Source organism: Micromonospora marina (assembly GCF_900091565.1).
Lineage (GTDB): Bacteria > Actinomycetota > Actinomycetes > Mycobacteriales > Micromonosporaceae > Micromonospora > Micromonospora marina.
This window is the reverse complement of the sequence record NZ_FMCV01000010.1, coordinates 17,385-33,911: the sequence shown is the minus strand read 5'-3', so window position 1 is coordinate 33,911 and position 16,527 is coordinate 17,385. Positions and strand designations below refer to the sequence as shown.

At 72.8% G+C, this 16,527-nt stretch carries 17 protein-coding genes; 14 read left to right on the top strand and 3 right to left on the bottom strand.

Annotated features, from left to right (window positions below; translation table 11 throughout):
• Positions 1-16: 16 nt before the first annotated feature.
• From GA0070215_RS13915 to GA0070215_RS13880, 8 genes are all read left to right on the top strand, one after another.
• Positions 17-1,498: a 2-hydroxymuconic semialdehyde dehydrogenase gene (locus GA0070215_RS13915; protein WP_091046097.1), complete on the top strand. Its 1,482-nt coding sequence runs from the start codon at positions 17-19 to the stop codon at positions 1,496-1,498.
• 53 nt (positions 1,499-1,551) lie between these two features.
• On the top strand, positions 1,552-2,346 hold the full coding sequence (locus GA0070215_RS13910; protein ID WP_091046095.1) for a 2-keto-4-pentenoate hydratase: 795 nt from the start codon (positions 1,552-1,554) through the stop codon (positions 2,344-2,346).
• The gene (locus GA0070215_RS13905) at positions 2,343-3,275 is read left to right on the top strand and encodes an acetaldehyde dehydrogenase (acetylating) (RefSeq protein WP_091046091.1); all 933 of its coding nucleotides are present in this window, start codon (positions 2,343-2,345) and stop codon (positions 3,273-3,275) included. Before GA0070215_RS13910 ends, GA0070215_RS13905 begins: the two co-directional genes overlap by 4 nt.
• Positions 3,272-4,327 carry a 4-hydroxy-2-oxovalerate aldolase gene (dmpG, locus tag GA0070215_RS13900; RefSeq protein WP_018786913.1) on the top strand — a complete coding sequence of 352 codons (1,056 nt, stop codon included), beginning with the start codon at positions 3,272-3,274 and terminating at the stop codon, positions 4,325-4,327. Before GA0070215_RS13905 ends, dmpG begins: the two co-directional genes overlap by 4 nt.
• Positions 4,324-5,097 carry a 2-keto-4-pentenoate hydratase gene (locus tag GA0070215_RS13895; protein WP_091046088.1) on the top strand — a complete coding sequence of 258 codons (774 nt, stop codon included), beginning with the start codon at positions 4,324-4,326 and terminating at the stop codon, positions 5,095-5,097. Before dmpG ends, GA0070215_RS13895 begins: the two co-directional genes overlap by 4 nt.
• A gap of 80 nt (positions 5,098-5,177) precedes the next feature.
• Positions 5,178-5,639 carry a RidA family protein gene (locus GA0070215_RS13890; RefSeq protein WP_091046083.1) on the top strand — a complete coding sequence of 154 codons (462 nt, stop codon included), beginning with the start codon at positions 5,178-5,180 and terminating at the stop codon, positions 5,637-5,639.
• Positions 5,632-6,156 (top strand): 3-hydroxyanthranilate 3,4-dioxygenase, encoded by a 525-nt coding sequence (locus GA0070215_RS13885; protein WP_091046079.1) that lies wholly within the window; start codon positions 5,632-5,634, stop codon positions 6,154-6,156. The genes GA0070215_RS13890 and GA0070215_RS13885 overlap by 8 nt, the downstream gene beginning before the upstream one ends.
• Before the next feature lie 3 nt (positions 6,157-6,159).
• The gene (locus tag GA0070215_RS13880; RefSeq protein WP_018786909.1) at positions 6,160-7,155 is read left to right on the top strand and encodes an amidohydrolase family protein; all 996 of its coding nucleotides are present in this window, start codon (positions 6,160-6,162) and stop codon (positions 7,153-7,155) included.
• Positions 7,156-7,200: 45 nt separating this feature from the next.
• Here the strand turns inward: GA0070215_RS13880 and GA0070215_RS13875 are convergent, their stop codons facing one another.
• On the bottom strand, positions 7,201-8,130 hold the full coding sequence (locus GA0070215_RS13875) for a poly(ethylene terephthalate) hydrolase family protein (RefSeq protein ID WP_091046074.1): 930 nt from the start codon (positions 8,128-8,130) through the stop codon (positions 7,201-7,203).
• 216 nt (positions 8,131-8,346) lie between these two features.
• On the opposite strand from GA0070215_RS13875, the gene GA0070215_RS13870 reads away from it, so the two are divergent.
• The 3 genes from GA0070215_RS13870 to GA0070215_RS13860 are packed head-to-tail and all read left to right on the top strand — an operon-like array spanning position 8,347 to position 10,576.
• Entirely contained in the window at positions 8,347-9,816 is a 1,470-nt protein-coding gene (locus tag GA0070215_RS13870) for an amidase (protein WP_091046316.1), read from the top strand.
• Between the two features lie 57 nt (positions 9,817-9,873).
• The gene (gene ctaJ / locus GA0070215_RS13865) at positions 9,874-10,176 is read left to right on the top strand and encodes an aa3-type cytochrome oxidase subunit CtaJ (protein ID WP_013475475.1); all 303 of its coding nucleotides are present in this window, start codon (positions 9,874-9,876) and stop codon (positions 10,174-10,176) included.
• Positions 10,163-10,576, top strand: a complete 414-nt coding sequence (locus GA0070215_RS13860; RefSeq protein WP_026268243.1) for a DUF5130 family protein — start codon at positions 10,163-10,165, stop codon at positions 10,574-10,576. Before ctaJ ends, GA0070215_RS13860 begins: the two co-directional genes overlap by 14 nt.
• A gap of 61 nt (positions 10,577-10,637) precedes the next feature.
• Here GA0070215_RS13860 and GA0070215_RS13855 read toward each other — a convergent pair whose 3' ends face one another.
• Positions 10,638-11,201 carry a Uma2 family endonuclease gene (locus tag GA0070215_RS13855; protein ID WP_244166999.1) on the bottom strand — a complete coding sequence of 188 codons (564 nt, stop codon included), beginning with the start codon at positions 11,199-11,201 and terminating at the stop codon, positions 10,638-10,640.
• Positions 11,202-11,286: 85 nt separating this feature from the next.
• The gene (gene pepN / locus GA0070215_RS13850; RefSeq protein ID WP_167361519.1) at positions 11,287-13,833 is read right to left on the bottom strand and encodes an aminopeptidase N; all 2,547 of its coding nucleotides are present in this window, start codon (positions 13,831-13,833) and stop codon (positions 11,287-11,289) included.
• Positions 13,834-14,060: 227 nt separating this feature from the next.
• On the opposite strand from pepN, the gene GA0070215_RS13845 reads away from it, so the two are divergent.
• From GA0070215_RS13845 to GA0070215_RS13835, 3 genes are all read left to right on the top strand, one after another.
• Positions 14,061-14,684, top strand: a complete 624-nt coding sequence (locus tag GA0070215_RS13845) for a mycothiol-dependent nitroreductase Rv2466c family protein (RefSeq protein WP_091046064.1) — start codon at positions 14,061-14,063, stop codon at positions 14,682-14,684.
• 182 nt (positions 14,685-14,866) lie between these two features.
• Positions 14,867-15,196, top strand: coding sequence for a hypothetical protein (locus GA0070215_RS13840; protein ID WP_018786901.1), 330 nt, complete (start codon positions 14,867-14,869; stop codon positions 15,194-15,196).
• Between the two features lie 131 nt (positions 15,197-15,327).
• Positions 15,328-16,527 (top strand): DUF1015 family protein, encoded by a 1,200-nt coding sequence (locus GA0070215_RS13835; RefSeq protein WP_018786899.1) that lies wholly within the window; start codon positions 15,328-15,330, stop codon positions 16,525-16,527.

Below are 16,527 nucleotides of genomic sequence, written 5' to 3'. Positions count from 1 at the left end.
CTGGGATCCCCGGCTGATGACCGGCCACGCGCCGCACGGCCCCGGCCTGCTGCGCAACTTCGTCGGCGGCGAGTTCGTCGACGCCGGCAGCCGGTTCACCAAGCGCAGCCCGGTCACCGGCGAGCCGGTGTTCGAGGTGGTCGAGGCGTCGCGGTCGACTGTGGACGACGCGGTAGCGGCGGCCCGGTCGGCGCTGCGCGGCCCGTGGGGCCGGATGGGGGAGCGGGACCGCGCCGAGGTGCTGCGCCGGGTCGCCGACGAGCTGGAGCGGCGCTTCGACGACCTGGTCGCCGCCGAGGTCGCGGACACCGGCAAGGCCATCTCGCAGGCCCGTACGCTCGACATCCCGCGCGGGGCGGCGAACTTCCGGGCCTTCGCCGAGATCGTGGCCACCGCGCCCACCGAGTCGTTCACCACAGTCACCCCGGCCGGGGGCCGGGCGCTGAACTACGCGGTCCGCAAGCCGGTCGGCGTGGTAGCCGTCATCGTGCCGTGGAACCTGCCGCTGCTGCTGCTCACCTGGAAGGTCGCCCCGGCCCTGGCCTGCGGCAACTCCGTGGTGGTCAAGCCCAGCGAGGAGACTCCCGCCTCGGCCACGCTGCTGGCCGAGGTGATGGCCGCGGCGGGCGTGCCCGACGGCGTGTTCAACCTGGTACACGGCTTCGGCCCCGGATCGGCCGGTGAGCACCTGACCCGGCACCCGGGCGTGGACGCGATCACGTTCACCGGCGAGTCGGCGACCGGCAGCGCGATCATGCGCGCCGCCGCCGACGGCGTGAAGGCGGTCAGCTTCGAGTTGGGCGGCAAGAACGCCGGCCTGGTGTTCGCCGACGCCGACCTGGACGCGGCGGTGGCCGGTTCGGTGCGGTCCAGCTTCACCAACGGCGGCCAGGTGTGCCTGTGCACCGAGCGCATCTACGTGCAGCGGCCGGTGTTCGAGGAGTTCACCGCCCGGCTGGCCGAGCGTGCCGGCGAACTGGCGTACGGCTGGCCGGACGACGAGGCGACGGCGAACATGCCGCTGATCTCGCACGGCCACCGGGACAAGGTGCTCGGCCACTACGCCCTGGCCCGTACCGAGGGCGCCGAGGTCCGCGCCGGTGGCGGCGCGCCGCGCTTCGGCGACGCCCGCGACGGCGGGGCGTACGTGCAGCCGACGGTGCTCACCGGCCTGGGGGCGGACGCCCGCACCAACCAGGAGGAGATCTTCGGACCGGTGGTGCACGTCGCGCCGTTCGACGACGAGGACGAGGCGTACGCGCTCGCCAACGGCACCGCCTACGGCCTGGCGGCGACGGTGTGGACGCGGGACGTGGGCCGGGCGCACCGGGCCGGCGCCCGGCTCGACGCCGGCATCGTCTGGGTCAACACGTGGTTCCTGCGCGACCTGCGCACCCCGTTCGGCGGGGTGAAGGCGTCGGGTGTGGGCCGCGAGGGCGGCGTGCACTCGCTCGACTTCTACTCCGAGCTGACGAACGTCTGCGTGGACCTCTCGTGAACGGGCGTGGACAGAATGGCCGGAATCCCCAGCGACGTAAGCGAGGAGCCGCCATGACCGTGGACATCGAGGCCGCCAACCGGGAACTCGCAGTGGCCCGGCAGGACGGGAAGCCCTGCCCGCCGCTGCGCGGCCGGCTGCTGCCCGAGGGCGACATCGAGGCCGCGTACCAGGTGCAGCAGGTCTACACCCGGCAGCGCCTGGGCAAGGGGCACCGCCGCGTCGGCGCGAAGATCGGCCTGACGTCGCGGACCGTCCAGGAGAGCTTCGGCGTCTTCCAGCCCGACTTCGGGGTGCTCTTCGACGACATGGCCGTCGGCGACGGCGTCGAGGTGCCGATCGACCGGTTGCTCCAGCCGCGGGTGGAGGCGGAGATCGCCTTCGTGCTCGGCGCGGACCTGCCGGACGAGCGGGTCACCACTGTCGACCTGATCCGGGCGGTGGACCACGTGCTGCCGGCCATCGAGATCGTCGACTCGCGGATCGCGGACTGGGACATCTCCATCGTGGACACGGTGGCGGACAACGCCTCCAGCGGGCTGTTCGTGCTCGGCACCGCGCCCCGGCGGCTCGCCGACGTGGACCTGCGGCTGTGCGGCATGGTGCTGGAGCACGCCGGTGAGCCGGTCTCGGTCGGCGCGGGCGCGGCCTGCCTCGGTAATCCGCTGCACGCGTTGCAGTGGCTGGCCGCGACCACGGCCCGGTCGGGCGACCCGCTCAAGGCCGGTGACGTGGTGCTCTCCGGCGCGCTCGGCCCGATGGTGCCGGTCACGCCCGGCGCCGCGTACGAGGCCCGCATCTCCGGGCTCGGCTCGGTGCGTACCTGCTTCTCCCGGGAGGACTCATGACGACGACGGGTGTGGCCGTGCTCGGGTCGGGCAACATCGGCACCGACCTGATGATCAAGGTGCTGCGGCTCGGCACCGAACTCCGGATGGTGGCGATGGCCGGCATCGATCCGGCCTCGGACGGTCTGGCCCGGGCCCGCCGGCTCGGCGTTACCACCACCGCCGAGGGCGTCGACGGGCTGGTCGCGCTGCCCGAGTTCGCCGATGTCCAGCTGGTCTTCGACGCCACCTCAGCCGGCGCGCACAAGCGTCACGACGAGGTGCTGCGGGCACACGGCCGTACCGTCGTCGACCTCACCCCGGCGGCGATCGGCCCGTACGTGGTGCCGCCGGTGAACCTCGACGAGCACCTGGGCGAGCCGAACGTCAACATGGTGACCTGCGGCGGGCAGGCAACCGTGCCGATCGTGCACGCGGTCGGCCGGGTCACACCGGTCGCGTACGGGGAGATCGTCGCCTCGATCGCGTCGAAGTCGGCCGGTCCGGGCACCCGGGCCAACATCGACGAGTTCACCGAGACCACCGCCCGCGCCATCGAGGTGGTCGGCGGCGCCGAGCGCGGCAAGGCCATCATCGTGCTGAACCCGGCCGACCCGCCGCTGCTGATGCGCGACACGGTCTACTGCCTGTGCCCGGACGCCGACGCCGACCGGGGCGCGATCGCCGCCTCGGTGGCCGACATGGTGGCCGCCGTGCAGGAGTACGTGCCCGGCTACCGGCTCAAGCAGGACGTGCAGTTCGACCGGGTGGACACGTACGCGCCGGTGCTGGGCCGGCACTTCACCGGTCTCCAGGTGTCGGTGTTCCTGGAGGTCTCCGGCGCCGGGCACTACCTGCCGGCGTACGCCGGAAACCTGGACATCATGACGTCGGCCGCGCTGCGCACCGCGGAGCGGCTGGTGGCGCTTCGGGAGGTGAGTGCGCGATGACCGACCTCTACATCCAGGACGTGACGCTGCGTGACGGCATGCACGCCGTCGCCCACCGCTACACGGTCGACCAGGTGCGTACCATCGCCGCCGCGCTCGACGCGGCCGGTGTGGCGGCGGTCGAGGTGGCGCACGGCGACGGGCTGGCCGGTTCCAGCGTCAACTACGGTCACGGTGCCGCCGCCGACGCGGACTGGATCGCCGCCGCCGCCGAGGTGCTGACCACCGCGCGGCTGACGACGCTGCTGCTGCCGGGCATCGGCACCATCGCCGACCTGAAGGCGGCGAAGGCGCTCGGCGTGACCAGCGTCCGGATCGCCACGCACTGCACCGAGGCGGACATCTCCGCCCAGCACATCGCCTGGGCCCGGGAGAACGACATGGACGTCTCCGGGTTCCTGATGATGTCGCACCTCAACGATCCGGCCGGGCTGGCCGCGCAGGCCAAGCTGATGGAGTCGTACGGCGCGCACTGCGTCTACGTCACCGACTCCGGCGGGCGGCTGCTGATGTCGGACGTGGCGCAGCGCGTCGACGCGTACCGGCAGGTGCTGGAACCCGAGACGCAGATCGGCATCCATGCGCACCACAACCTGTCGCTGGGTGTGGCGAACAGCGTGCTCGCGGTCGAGCACGGCCGGATCCTCGGCGACGGCCCGCTCGGCTCGCCGTCCGGGCGGACCGTCCGGGTGGACGCGTCGCTGGCCGGCATGGGCGCCGGCGCGGGCAACGCGCCGCTGGAGGTCTTCGCCGCGGTCGCCGAGTTGCACGGCTGGAAGCACGGCTGCGACGTGTTCGCGCTGATGGACGCCGCCGACGACCTGGTCCGCCCGTTGCAGGACCGGCCGGTCCAGGTCGACCGGGAGACGCTCTCCCTGGGGTACGCGGGCGTCTACTCCAGCTTCCTGCGCCACGCCGAGCGGGCCTCGGCCAAGTACGGCGTCGACGTCCGCTCGATCCTGGTCGAGCTGGGCCGTCGCCGGATGGTCGGCGGCCAGGAGGACATGATCGTGGACGTGGCACTGGACCTGGCGAGTAAGGAGAACCCATGATCGGGCCGGACATCGCGGGCATCGCAGAGAAGCTGGGCGTGGCGGCCGACGACGCCACCGCGATCCCGCAGCTCGCCGCCGAAACCGGCCTCGACGTCGACGCCGCGTACGCGGTGCAGACCGCGCTGGTCAAGCGCCGCCTCGACCGGGGTGAGCGGCTGGTCGGCCTCAAGATGGGGCTCACCAGCAAGGCCAAGATGGCGCAGGTCGGCGTGGACGAGGTGATCTGGGGCCGGCTGACCGACGTGATGCGGGTACCCGACGGCGGGGCCGTCGACGTCGGCGACTTCATCCATCCCCGGGTCGAGCCGGAGGTGGCGTTCCTGCTGGACCGGCTGCCCGACCCGGGCGAACCGGTCGGCTCGTTCACCCGGGCGGTACGCGCGGTCGCCCCGGCGATCGAACTGATCGACTCCCGGTACGCGAACTTCACCTTCTCGCTGCCGGACGTGATCGCCGACAACACCTCGGCCGCCGCGTTCGTGGTCGGGCCGTGGTCGCCGGTGCCGGACGGGCTGGACAACCTCGGCGTGCTGCTGGAGATCGACGGGCGGGTGGCGCAGGTCGGCTCGACCGCCGCCATCCTCGGCGACCCGCGCCGTGCGCTGGACGAGGGGCTGCGGCTGGCGGGCCGGCACGGCGTCCGGCTGCGCAAGGGCTGGGTGTTCCTGGCCGGCGCGGCGACCGCAGCGGTGCCGCTGCGCCCCGGCGCCCACGTCCGCGCCACGGTGGAGAAGCTGGGTTCCGCCTCCCTGAAGGCCCTCTCGTGAGCGCGAGGAGTGAGCCGGGTTTGCGAGCCCCGCAGTCGCGAACGGAAAGCGGCCCGGTGAGCGCGAGGAGTGAGCCGGGTTTGCGAGCCCCGCAGTCGCGAACGGAAAGCGGCTCGGCGACGGCTCGGGTGGTGGCCGGGAAGGCCGTGCCGCGGGGCGCGTTCCCGCACGTCAAGGTGGCCGGCGGGTTCGTCTTCGTCTCCGGTACGTCGTCGCGCCGGCCGGACAACACGTTCGCCGGGGTGTCGGTGGACGAGTTCGGCACCACCGACCTGGACATCCGGGAGCAGACCCGGGCGGTGGTCGAGAACATCCGCGACCTGCTGCGCTCGGTCGGCGCCGACCTGGGCGACCTGGTGCAGGTCACCAGTTACCTGGTCAACATGAACGACTTCGGCGGCTACAACGAGGTGTGGGCGGAGTTCTTCGACGCCACCGGGCCGACCCGGACCACAGTGGCCGTGCACCAGCTTCCGCACCCGCATCTGCTGATCGAGATGCAGGCCGTCGCCCTACTTCCGTCGGGAGGTTCCCGTGAGTGAGATCGCCGAGCCGTTCAGCTTCTCCGGCTGGATCGGCGAGAACCAGCACCTGCTCAAGCCTCCGGTGGGCAACAAGGAGATGCTGCCCGGCAGCGACGACTTCATCGTCATGGTGGTGGGCGGCCCGAACCAGCGCACGGACTTCCACGTCGACCCGTACGAGGAGTTCTTCTACCAGGTCAAGGGCAACATGCACATCAACCTGATGCTGCCCGAGGGTCCCCGTACGGTGCACGTGCGCGAGGGTCAGATGTGGATGCTGCCGCGCAACACCCCGCACTCGCCGCAGCGGCCCGAGGCCGGCTCGGTCGGCATGGTGATCGAGCGGGTCCGCGAGGAGGGCACGCTGGAGAAGTTCCAGTGGTACTGCGGCGAGTGCCACCACAGGGTGCACGAGGTGGAGTTGCAGGTCCGCGACATCGCCGCCGACCTGCCCCCGGTCTTCGCCGCGTTCTACGCCGACGAGAAGGCCCGTATCTGCGACAACTGCGGCGCGCTGCACCCGGGCAAGGGCTGACGCGTGCCGGTGGTGGACGTGCACACGCACGTCGTACCGAAGGGGTGGCCGGACCTCGCCGCGGCGTGCGGCGGGTCCGGCTGGCCCTGGCTGCGGGTGGACTCCGAGCGCGCCGCCATGATCATGGTGGGGGAGACGGAGTTCCGCCCGATCGGGGCGCGGTGCTGGGACGCGCCGGCGCGGCTGGCCGACATGGACGCCGACGGCGTGGACGTGCAGGTCGTCTCGCCCACCCCGGTGTTCTTCAGCTACGACCGGCCGGCCGGCCAGGCGGTCAAGGTGGCCCGGATCTTCAACGACCTCGCGCTGGAGGTCACCGCTGCGGGCGGCGGCCGGCTGGTGCCGTTCTGCCAGGTGCCGTTGCAGGATCCGGACGCGGCCTGCGCCGAGCTGGACCGCTGCCTGTCGGCCGGGCACGCCGGCGTGGAGATCGGCAACCACGTCGGTGACCGGGACCTGGACGACGAGGGCGTCGTGCAGTTCCTGACGCACTGCGCCGAGGTCGGCGCGCCGGTGTTCGTGCATCCGTGGGACATGCCCGGCGGCCCCCGCCTGGACCGGTGGATGGCCCGCTGGCTGACCGGGATGCCGGCCGAGACCCACCTGTCGGTGCTCGCGCTGATCCTCGGCGGGGTGTTCGACCGGGTGCCGGACACGCTGCGGATCTGCTTCGCGCACGGCGGCGGCAGCTTCCCGTTCTGGCTGGGCCGCGCCGACAACGCCTGGCACCGCCGCGGCGACCTGGTACGCGGCGCGTCCAGCGCGCCGCCCAGCTCCTACGTCGACCGGTTCCACGTCGACTCGGTGGTCTTCGAGCCGGCGGCGCTGCGGCTGCTGGTGGACACCATGGGCGCCGAGCGGGTGCTGCTCGGCAGCGACTACCCGTACCCGCTGGGGGAGCGGCCGGTCGGCCAGGTGGTGCACCGGGCGGACTTCCTCACCGACGTACAGCGGGACGCGCTGCTCGGCGGCAACGCGCTGCGGTTCCTCGGCCGCTGACGAACTCCGGGTGCGGCTGCCGTCGGCAGCCGCACCCGGATCGGCTCAGGAGTGCGGGCAGGTGTCCCGGTACTCCTCGATCGCGGTGCCCCGGGGCGCGGGGCAGAGGAACTGCTCGTAGCGGGTGTCGTCGTCGACGAACCGCTTGAGCCAGGAGATGCTGTATTTCGCGACCGTCACGTTCGGCGCGGTCGGCGCCGAGTGGCCGGCCGCGTTCAACTCCAGGTACGCCTTGTCGAGCGTGGCCGGCAGGCTGGTGTAGAACGGCTCCGAGTGCGACGACACCGGCGCCACCGAGTCGTTCTCGGCGCCGATGACGAGCGTCGGCACGCGGACCGACGACCAGTTCTTCGTGGTGTGCCAGCCGGTCAGCGGGATCGCCGCCTGGAGCGCGGGCCGGGCGTTCGCCGCCGACAGGCTGCCGCCGCCGCCCATCGAGTGCCCCATCACGGCGAGGCGGTTGCGGTCGATCCGGGTACGTACCGCGCTGCTGTTGGTCAGGTAGTCCAGGGCGGCCAGGAGCTGGGTGCCGCGGCTGGCCGGCTGGTCGTAGACGGAGAGGGTGTCGATGGTGACGACCACGAAGCCCTGCGAGGCCAGCCGGGGCCCGAGCCAGGAGACTGCCGACTGGCGGGCGGTGAAGCCGGGGGCGACGGCGACCGCGCCGAACGTGCCCTCGGCGGTGCTGGTCGGGTAGTAGATCGTGCCGCCGCGGAAGCCGCTGACGCTTGACGCGGGGACGGTGGTCTGGGCGATCGCGAACGGGCCGCGGGTGGCCTCGATGGAGGCGGTGGTGGGCGCGGGACCGCGTTCGTAGGGGTTCGCGGCCAGCGCCGCCGGCCCGCCGTCGCCGGCCCCGGCCGGGGTCACCGGCAGGGCGGCGAGGCCGGCGGCGGTCAGGGCGAGGGCGAGCAGGGGACGCAGGACGCGCGGAAGCCGGGGCGGGCGGGCCGGTGTGCCGGGTGCGTGGTGCACGGCGGGCTCCTCGGGGTGGTGGGGGCTGCCTCAAATCGACTTGCATCGATCTGCTCATCCTGCGCGCCCCGCCCGCCCGGCGGACCATCCCGAACCGGTCATGCCACCCGGATATGGACCGGCTGCCGCCGGCCGGGTCACCCGGACACGGACCCCGGCCTCCCTCGCGGACGTGTCGCCCGGCCTCCCGGCCGCCGGACCGGCAGGATGGACGGCATGGCCGAGCCGCACGACCTGACCGCGCTGGAACAGGCCGCCGCCATCCGCCGGGGCGAGCTGTCCAGCCTGGAACTGGTCGAGCACCACCTGCGCCGGGTCGACGCGCTCGGCGACACCGTCGGCGCGTTCGTCACCGTCACCGCCGACCGGGCCCGAAGCGCCGCCCGAGCCGCCGACGCACTCGCCGCGGAGGAACGCGGTCCGCTGCACGGGGTGCCGACCGCGATCAAGGACCTCACGCTCACCGCCGGCGTCCGCACCACCTTCGGCTCCGCCGCCTTCGCCGACTTCGTCCCGCCGGTGGACGCCGACGTGGTCCGCCTCCTGGCCGACGCCGGCCTGGTCAGCCTCGGCAAGACCACCACCTCCGAACTCGGCTGCTCGCTCTACTCCGAAGGGCTGGTGGCGCCGCCGGCCCGGAACCCGTGGAACCTCGCGTACACCGCCGGCGGGTCCAGCGGCGGCGCGGCGGCAGCGGTCGCCGCCGGACTCGTGCCGGTCGCGCAGGGCTCCGACGGCGGCGGCTCACTGCGCATCCCGGCCGCACTCTGCGGCCTGGTCGGCTACAAACCGAGCCGGGGCATGGTCTCCGGCGGGCCGCTCGGCTTCGGCGGCTTCGGGCTACCGGTGAACGGGCCGATCGGCCGTACCGTCGCCGACGTGGCCGCGCTGCTCGACGTACTCGCCCGCCCGGTGCCCGGCGAGCCGTACCTGCCGCCGGCCGCACCCACCGGCGGGTACCTCGGCGTCACCCGCACCGCCCGCGTCACCGGCCCCGGCCGGCTGCGCGTCGGCCGCTTCACCACGCCGATGCTCGCCGACGAACCGGTCCACCCCGACTGCGTCGCCGCCGTCGACCGGGCCGCCGCGCTGCTCACCGACGCCGGCCACGAGGTGGTCGACGTCCCCACGCCGCTCGGCCCCGAGGCGTGGCCGCTGTTCGAGACCGTCTGGTACGCGCTGGCGGTCACCCCGATCCCGGCCGGGCGGGACGGCGACCTGCTGCCGCTGACCCGGTTCCTGCGCGAGCGCGGCGAGGCGCTCGGCGCGGCCCGGCTGACGGCCGCGCTCGGCGAACTCCAGGCGCAGGTACGCCGTGGCGTACGCCGTACCGCCGGTTGTGACCTGCTGCTCTGCCCGACGCTCGCGAGCCCGCAGGCGCCGGTGGGCGCATTCGCCGCCCTCGAACCGGCCGAGGACTTCGACGGGCAGCGGCGCTTCTCGCCGTACTGCGCGGTCTTCAACGTCACGGGCGACCCGTCCGTTTCGTTGCCGGTCGGACGGACCGCCGACGGGCTTCCGGTCGGAGTGCTGCTCACCGGCCGGTACGGCGACGACGCGACACTGCTCGCCACTGCCGCGCAACTGGAGCACGCCAGTGACGGATGGGATCAGCACCCCGCAATCTGGCGGGCCGCCGACTCCGCTAACGTGAACATCACAGAGGTGGGGCGCGACTGGTCCTGACCGGCCCACCCGACCCGCACCATTCCTGGTCTCTCTTTCCGCCTGGGGGCGTTGGGATTGTCTGTTACCGAGACGTTGGTGGTCTTCGTCGGCATCCCGGCCGCCGCGGTGCTGCTGATCGCCGCCCTGGCGGCCGTCGGCAGCCGCGGCAACGGTGGCGGCGCCAAGCGCTACCGGCCGGGCCGGCCCTTCGACTTCACTCCGGTCTGGTTCCTGGGCCGCCCGGAGCAACTGGCCGACTCGGCCGGCACGGCGCTGGCCGCCGGGGCACAGGCGCCGGCGTTGACCAGCCGCAAGCAGGAGCAGGCCGGCCGGGAGGCGCCGGCCGGTGGAACCGGAGGCGCAAGTGACCGTTGGTGAAGCGCGGCCCACGACGGGGACGGGCACCCCGCCCGACGTGCTGGACGGACCGTTCTCGACCCGCCAGCTGCTCCGCATCGACGAGGCGCTGCGCCTCGCCGACCAGGGCACCGGTCTGGTCTTCTCGGTCTACGTCGGCGGCCTCGACGAGCCGGTCCGGGAACACGCCGAGCGGCTGCACCGCCAGCTCGCCGAGCCGGACCGCTCGGTGCTGATCGCGGTGTCGCCCAACCAGCGGCAGCTGGAGATCGTCACCGGCAAGTACGCGCGCAAGCGCATCCCGGACACCTACGCCAAGCTGGCCGCGCTCTCCATGGTGGCCTCCTTCGGCGGCGGCGACCTGGCCGGCGGCATCATCCAGGGCCTCGACCAGCTCGCCAGCCACGCCGGCAAGGGCTGATCCGCCCGCACACACGACGAAGCCCGGTCCGCGCTCACGCGGGCCGGGCTTTCTCGTCGTCTCAGCGGGGCCAGGCGGAGGGATCCAGGCGCATCGGCCACGGCTCGTCGAGCTGGACGGGGTCATCCGGCCCGACCGTGCCGAGCGATTCGTAGTGCACGCCCTTGGTCAGCTGGTATCGGTGGACCACCGGCCCGAATTCGCTCCGCTCCACCCGCCAGTAGTGCGGGATGCCGGCCTCGGCGTAGACGGATGGCTTGGTGAAGCGGTCGTGCCGCCGGCTGCTCGGCGACTCCACCTCCACCACCAGCGCCACGTCCGCCGCGTGCAGCCACAGGCCGTCGCGGGGGGCGTCCGGCTTGACCACGCTGATGTCTGGAATGAGATTACTGCCAGGTGCGCGCAGGCCGGCTTCCCGGATGACCCGCCACCCGGGAGGCGCGGCGAGGCGGAGGGCCATGCGCAGATCGTCCGCCAACTCCTGGTGAGCGAACCCCGGAGGTGGCGTCACATGCAGGCTCCCGTCGATGATTTCGTAGCGGTTACCGTCCTCGGGCAGGTCGTACAGGTCCTGCTCTCGCCAGTCGCGCTCGGGTGGCCGCCACTCGTAGACCGGCTGTGCCATCACGTCCACCTCCTCCGCACACGATAACGGCCGAGGGCCGGCGCGGGCTGCCACCCGCGCCGGCCCTCGGCCGCCGTACCCCTGTTCAGGCGCTGCGCGCGTCCCGCTCCCGGGCCTTCAGCGCACGGACCACGCCGTCGCGGCCCTCGGCCACCAGCCGCCGCAGCGACGCCGGCCGGCCGTCCCGGGCCAGCCACGCGTCGGTGGCCGCGACGGTGTCCTCCTCGACCAGGTACGCCGGGTAGGCGAGCTGCACGAACTCCTGCGCCGGCTCGCTGTCGCGCTGCGCCCACACCTGGTCCACCGTGGCGAAGTACCGCTCCCGGTAGGGCGCGGTCAGCTCGACCTGCGCCGCGTGGGTGAAGCCCTGCAACAGCGCCCGGTTACGCCAGTTGGGCAGCGCGTCCGGGCCGGTGAGCAGCGCCCACACCGCGGCCTTGTTCTCGACGGTCGGCACGAGCGCGTGCGCGTACGCGGCCTCCCGCTCGCCGCTGGCGGTACGGTCGCCGGCCAGCTCCGCGTCCACCTCGTCGGCACCCGCAGCGCCGTTGGCGACCAGCGACTGGAGTACCGTCCAGCGCAGCTCCGTGTCGACGGTCAGCCCCTCCGGCACCCCGTTGCCGTCCAGCCAGCCGCGCAGCGTGGCCAGGTCCTCGCCGGAGCGGGCCGACGAGGCGTACGCCCGGGCCCAGGCGAGCTGGAAGCCGCTGCCCGGCTCGGCCGCCGCGAGCGCCGTCCGCGCGGTACGGGACAGGTCGGCCCAGCCGGTCGGCGCCCACGCCGGGTCGGCGTAGAAGGTGAGCGCCGTCTTCGCCTGCCGCAGCGTCGCCGTGACCAGGTTGATGTCGGTCTCGGCGGTCAGCCCGGCCAGCACCAGCGCCACGTAGTCGCGGGCCGACAGCTCGGCGTCGCGGGTCATGTCCCAGGCGGCGGTCCAGCACAGCGCCCGCGCCAGCGACGAGTCGAAGCCGGCGATGTGCTGCACCACAGTGGCCATCGACCGCCCGTCGAGCCGCAGCTTGGCGTACGTGAGGTCCTCGTCGTTGAGCAGCAGCACGTCGGCGGCCTGCCTGCCGTGCAGCTCGGACAGCTCGGTCAGCTCGCCGGTCACGTCCGTCTCGATCAGCTCGCGGCGCACCAGCCGGCCGTCGCTGAGGTCGTACAGGCCGACGCCGATGCGGTGGGTACGCAGCGTCGGGTAGGCCGACGGCGCCTCCTGCCGGACCACCACCCGCTCGTACGTGCCGTCGGCGCCGATGGTCACCTCCGGGCGCAACGTGTTGACCTGCGCGGTCTCCAGCCACTGGGCGGCGAACTTGCGCAGCTCCCGGCCGGAGGCCGTCTCCAGCTCGGACAGCAGGTCGTCGAAGGTGGCGTTGCCCCAGGCGTACTTGCCGAAGTAGGCGCGCAGGCCGGCCAGGAACGGCCCCTCGCCCACGTACGCGACGAGCTGCTTGAGCACGCTCGCGCCCTTGGCGTACGTGATGCCGTCGAAGTTGACCTCGACGGCCTCCAGGTCCGGCATCTCGCAGTAGACCGGGTGGGTGGAGGAGAGCTGGTCCTGCCGGTAACCCCAGTTCTTGCGGATCGACAGGAACGTGGTCCAGGCGTCGGTGAAGCGGGTGGCGTGCGTGTTGCACCAGTGGCTGGCCCACTCGGCGAACGACTCGTTGAGCCACAGGTCGTTCCACCAGCGCATGGTGACGAGGTCACCGAACCACATGTGCGCCAGCTCGTGCAGGATCGTGTTGGCGCGCTGCTCGTACTCGAAGTCGGTGACCTGCGAGCGGAAGATGTAGTGCGACTCGGCGTGCGTGACGCAGCCGAAGTTCTCCATCGCGCCGGCGTTGAAGTCCGGCACCCAGAGCTGGTCGTACTTGGGCAGCGGGTAGCGCACGCCGAACTTCTCGTGGAAGAAGTCGAAGCCCTGCGTGGTGATCAGGTGCAGGTCGTCGGCGTCCATGTGCGGGGCCATGCTGGCCCGGCAGAAGTAGCCCATGTCGATGCCGTCGTAGGTGTGGCGCACCTCGTGGTACGGCCCGGCGCAGAGCGCGGTGATGTAGGTGCTCATCCGCTCCGAGACGGTGAAGTGCACGGTCTTCAGGCCCTCACCGGTGGCCTCCTCGCGGGCCACCGGCATGTTCGACACGACCCGCCAGTGGTCGGGGACGGTGGCGTGCCAGGTGTAGACGCTCTTCAGGTCGGGCTGGTCGAAGCAGGCGTAGACCTTCTGCGCGTCGGCGGTCTCGAACTGGCTGTAGAGGTAGGTCTCACCGTCCACCGGGTCGACGGTCCGGTGCAGGCCCTGGCCGCTGTTGGAGTAGCCGAAGTCCGCGTCGACCACCAGCACGTTCTCGGCGGCCAGGCCGCTGAGCGTCAGTCCCTTCTCGGCGGACCAGCCGGACAGGTCCACCGGCTCGCCGTTGAGCGTGGCCGACCGCACCGATTCGGCGGCTGTCTCGATGAACGTGGTCGCCCCCGGCTCGGCGCAGCGGAACCGGACCTCGGTCACCGAGCGGAACGTGCGACCGGTGGGCTGCACCGCGGTCGACAGGTCAAGGCTGATGTCGTACCCGGTTACCTCGAGCAGGCGGGCCCGCTCGGTCGCCTCGACCTGGGTCAGGTTTCGCACTCCCGGCACTGTTCGTCTCCATCCCACTCGTCTCGCCGCGCCCCACGGCGCCGGTTCTGCCCGGCCGCTCGTGACGGGCCGTCGAGAACCGAGTCTTCCATGCACCGACCGCTCCCGGTGGTCGAGGTCACGCTCTCATTCCGGTACCGGGCGCCGGGGTACGGGGTGAGGATCGGAGGTGACCGCGCCGGGTCCCCGGCGCGACGATGTCGTGAAGGGAAAACACCGTGACCGAACGTGTCACCGCGGACATGTGGTTCGACCCGCTGTGCCCGTGGGCGTGGATCACCTCCCGTTGGCTGCTGGAGGTCGAGCAGGTCCGGGACGTCGACATCCGGTTCCACGTGATGAGCCTGTCCGTACTCAACGACGGCCGGGAACTGCCGGAGGACTACCGGGACCTGATGCGCGACGGCTGGGGCCCGGTGCGGGTGTGCATCGCCGTCGAGCAGGCGCACGGCGCCGAGGCGCTGGCGAAGCTCTACACCGCGATGGGCACCCGGATCCACCTCGGCAAGGAGGGCCTGGGCCGGGACATGCTGGTGGGCGCGCTGACCGAGGTGGGCCTGGACCCGGCGCTCGCCGACGCGGCCGAGTCCACCCAGTACGACGAGGCGTTGCGGGCCAGCCACGAGGCGGGCATGCGCCCGGTCGGCACCGACGTGGGCACCCCGGTGGTCCACGCGCCGGGTCCGGACGGCCGGCAGGTCGCCTTCTTCGGCCCGGTGATCACCCCGGCACCGAAGGGCGAGGCGGCCGGCCGCCTCTGGGACGGCGTGCTGCTCGTCGCCGGCACCCCCGGCTTCTACGAGCTGAAGCGCACCCGCGAGCAGGATCCCATCTTCGACTGAGGGGTAAGGAAGGGCCCCTTCTTAACACCTCCGGTAGAGGAAGGGCCCCTTCTTAACACCCGAGCCCTCGCGGCGGCGAGCCCCGCACCGCCCGTCACCGGGCCGGTGCGGGGCTCGTTTCACCGGGTGTCCCAGCCGACGGCCCGCGGGGTCGCAGCACGGCAGCTCCTGGAGGCGTTCCCATGGCCAAGCACCGCCGTATGTCCGACGACGCGCCGCAGCAGGCGACCGAGGACTCCGGTGCGACGTACTGGTCGGTGATCGAGAGCGACTGGCCGGCCGGTCCGGCTGAGGTGGCCGACCTACTGGCCCCGCCGATCGTGGTCGGCGTGGCCCGGGTGGTGGCTACCTCGCGGATGACGCCGCCGGGCGAGTCCGGCCGGCCGGGCCGCGGACCGTCGCGGCCCGGCTCCGCCGTCGGTACGACGACGGTACGCCTCAACGCCGGGCCCCGCCCCGCTCCGCCGGCGCGCCGCCCGGCTCCGGGCCGGCACCGCAACTCCACCGCCTGAGCCGCCCGCCCCCCGGTGTTAAGAAGGGGCCCTTCCTCTACCGGAGGCGTTAACAAGGGGCCCTTTCATCTGGTGGTAAGCGGGTGAGTCCGGCGGCGGCGCGGATCGGGGCCCGGGTAGCGTCAGCGGGCATGACGGTCGTGCATCCGATCACCCGGGCCTGGATCACCACTGGCGGCACCGGCGCGCAGAACTACGACGAGTTCGCCGACGACGCGGAGATCACCTCCATCGTCGAGGCGAATCCGCACAGCGCACTGGGCATCGAGATGCCCCACCGGGCGCCCGGCAGCCTCGGGAAGTCCTTCCTCGACGCACTGCCCGACGCGGTGGCGCGCCTGGCCGAGGCGAAGGCGGACGGCAGCTACACGCCGGCCGAGCAGGTGGTGGTGCTCTACCGGATCAGCGCGCCGGGCGAGGAGAGCGCGTACGGGCTGTGGGCCATGGTCGACACCGACCAGATCTCCACCCGCGCCGACGAGCCGGGCCTGGTGATCCGTAACGAGGACGTGTTCATCGCCAAGGTACGCGAGCGCGTCGCCCTGGCCGAGGCGCTCGGTCACCTGCTCTCGCCCGTACTCCTGCTCCAGACCGGCAAGGGCGACGAGCTGCACGCCGCGCTCGCTGCGGCGACCGACGCGGCCGGCGCGCCCGCCGCGACCGACGTCGACCAGTCCGGCCGGACGCACGCGATCTGGCTGCTGGGCCCGGGCGCGGCGCAGGACGGGCTGACCGCACTCGCAGGCGGCGGGGAGCTGGTGGTCGCGGACGGCAACCACCGCAGCCTGGCCGCGCAGACCGGCGGGTTCCCGCGCTTCCTCGCGGTGGTCACCACACCCGCGTCGGTCGCCATCCAGCCCTACAACCGGCTGGTCAGCGAGCTGACCACCACGCCGGAGGAGCTGCTCGACCGGCTGCGCGCGGCCGGCGCGGAGATCACCCCGGTGGACGGGCCGGTCGACGTCCCGGCCACCGGCGGCGTCGTGCACCTCCACCTCGGCGGCCGGGGGTACGCGGTGACGCTGCCGCACGTGGGCGCCGGCCGGCTGGAGAACCTCGACCACGCGCTCGTCGAACGCCTGCTGCTGCGGGACGCGCTGGGCCTCGACCCGGGCGACAAGCGGATCACGTACGTGGGCGGCGACTATCCGGCGAGCTGGCTCGTCGGTGAGGTCGACGCCGGCCGGGCCGAGCTGGCGGTGCTCGTCGCGCCGGTGACGGTCGACGACTTCGTCGCGGTGAACCTGGCCCGGGAGAAGATGCCGCGCAAGAGCACGTGGTTCACCCCGAAGGCGCGGGCCGGGCTGGTCGTGGCCGAGCTGCCGCACTGA

Coding starts and splice junctions, on each gene's coding strand:
- GA0070215_RS13915 (WP_091046097.1), top strand. CDS start 17: ATGACCGGCCACGCGCCGCACGGCCCCGGCCTGCTGCGCAACTTCGTC.
- GA0070215_RS13910 (WP_091046095.1), top strand. CDS start 1,552: ATGACCGTGGACATCGAGGCCGCCAACCGGGAACTCGCAGTGGCCCGG.
- GA0070215_RS13905 (WP_091046091.1), top strand. CDS start 2,343: ATGACGACGACGGGTGTGGCCGTGCTCGGGTCGGGCAACATCGGCACC.
- dmpG (WP_018786913.1), top strand. CDS start 3,272: ATGACCGACCTCTACATCCAGGACGTGACGCTGCGTGACGGCATGCAC.
- GA0070215_RS13895 (WP_091046088.1), top strand. CDS start 4,324: ATGATCGGGCCGGACATCGCGGGCATCGCAGAGAAGCTGGGCGTGGCG.
- GA0070215_RS13870 (WP_091046316.1), top strand. CDS start 8,347: ATGGCCGAGCCGCACGACCTGACCGCGCTGGAACAGGCCGCCGCCATC.
- GA0070215_RS13855 (WP_244166999.1), bottom strand. CDS start 11,201: ATGGCACAGCCGGTCTACGAGTGGCGGCCACCCGAGCGCGACTGGCGA.
- GA0070215_RS13840 (WP_018786901.1), top strand. CDS start 14,867: ATGGCCAAGCACCGCCGTATGTCCGACGACGCGCCGCAGCAGGCGACC.
- GA0070215_RS13835 (WP_018786899.1), top strand. CDS start 15,328: ATGACGGTCGTGCATCCGATCACCCGGGCCTGGATCACCACTGGCGGC.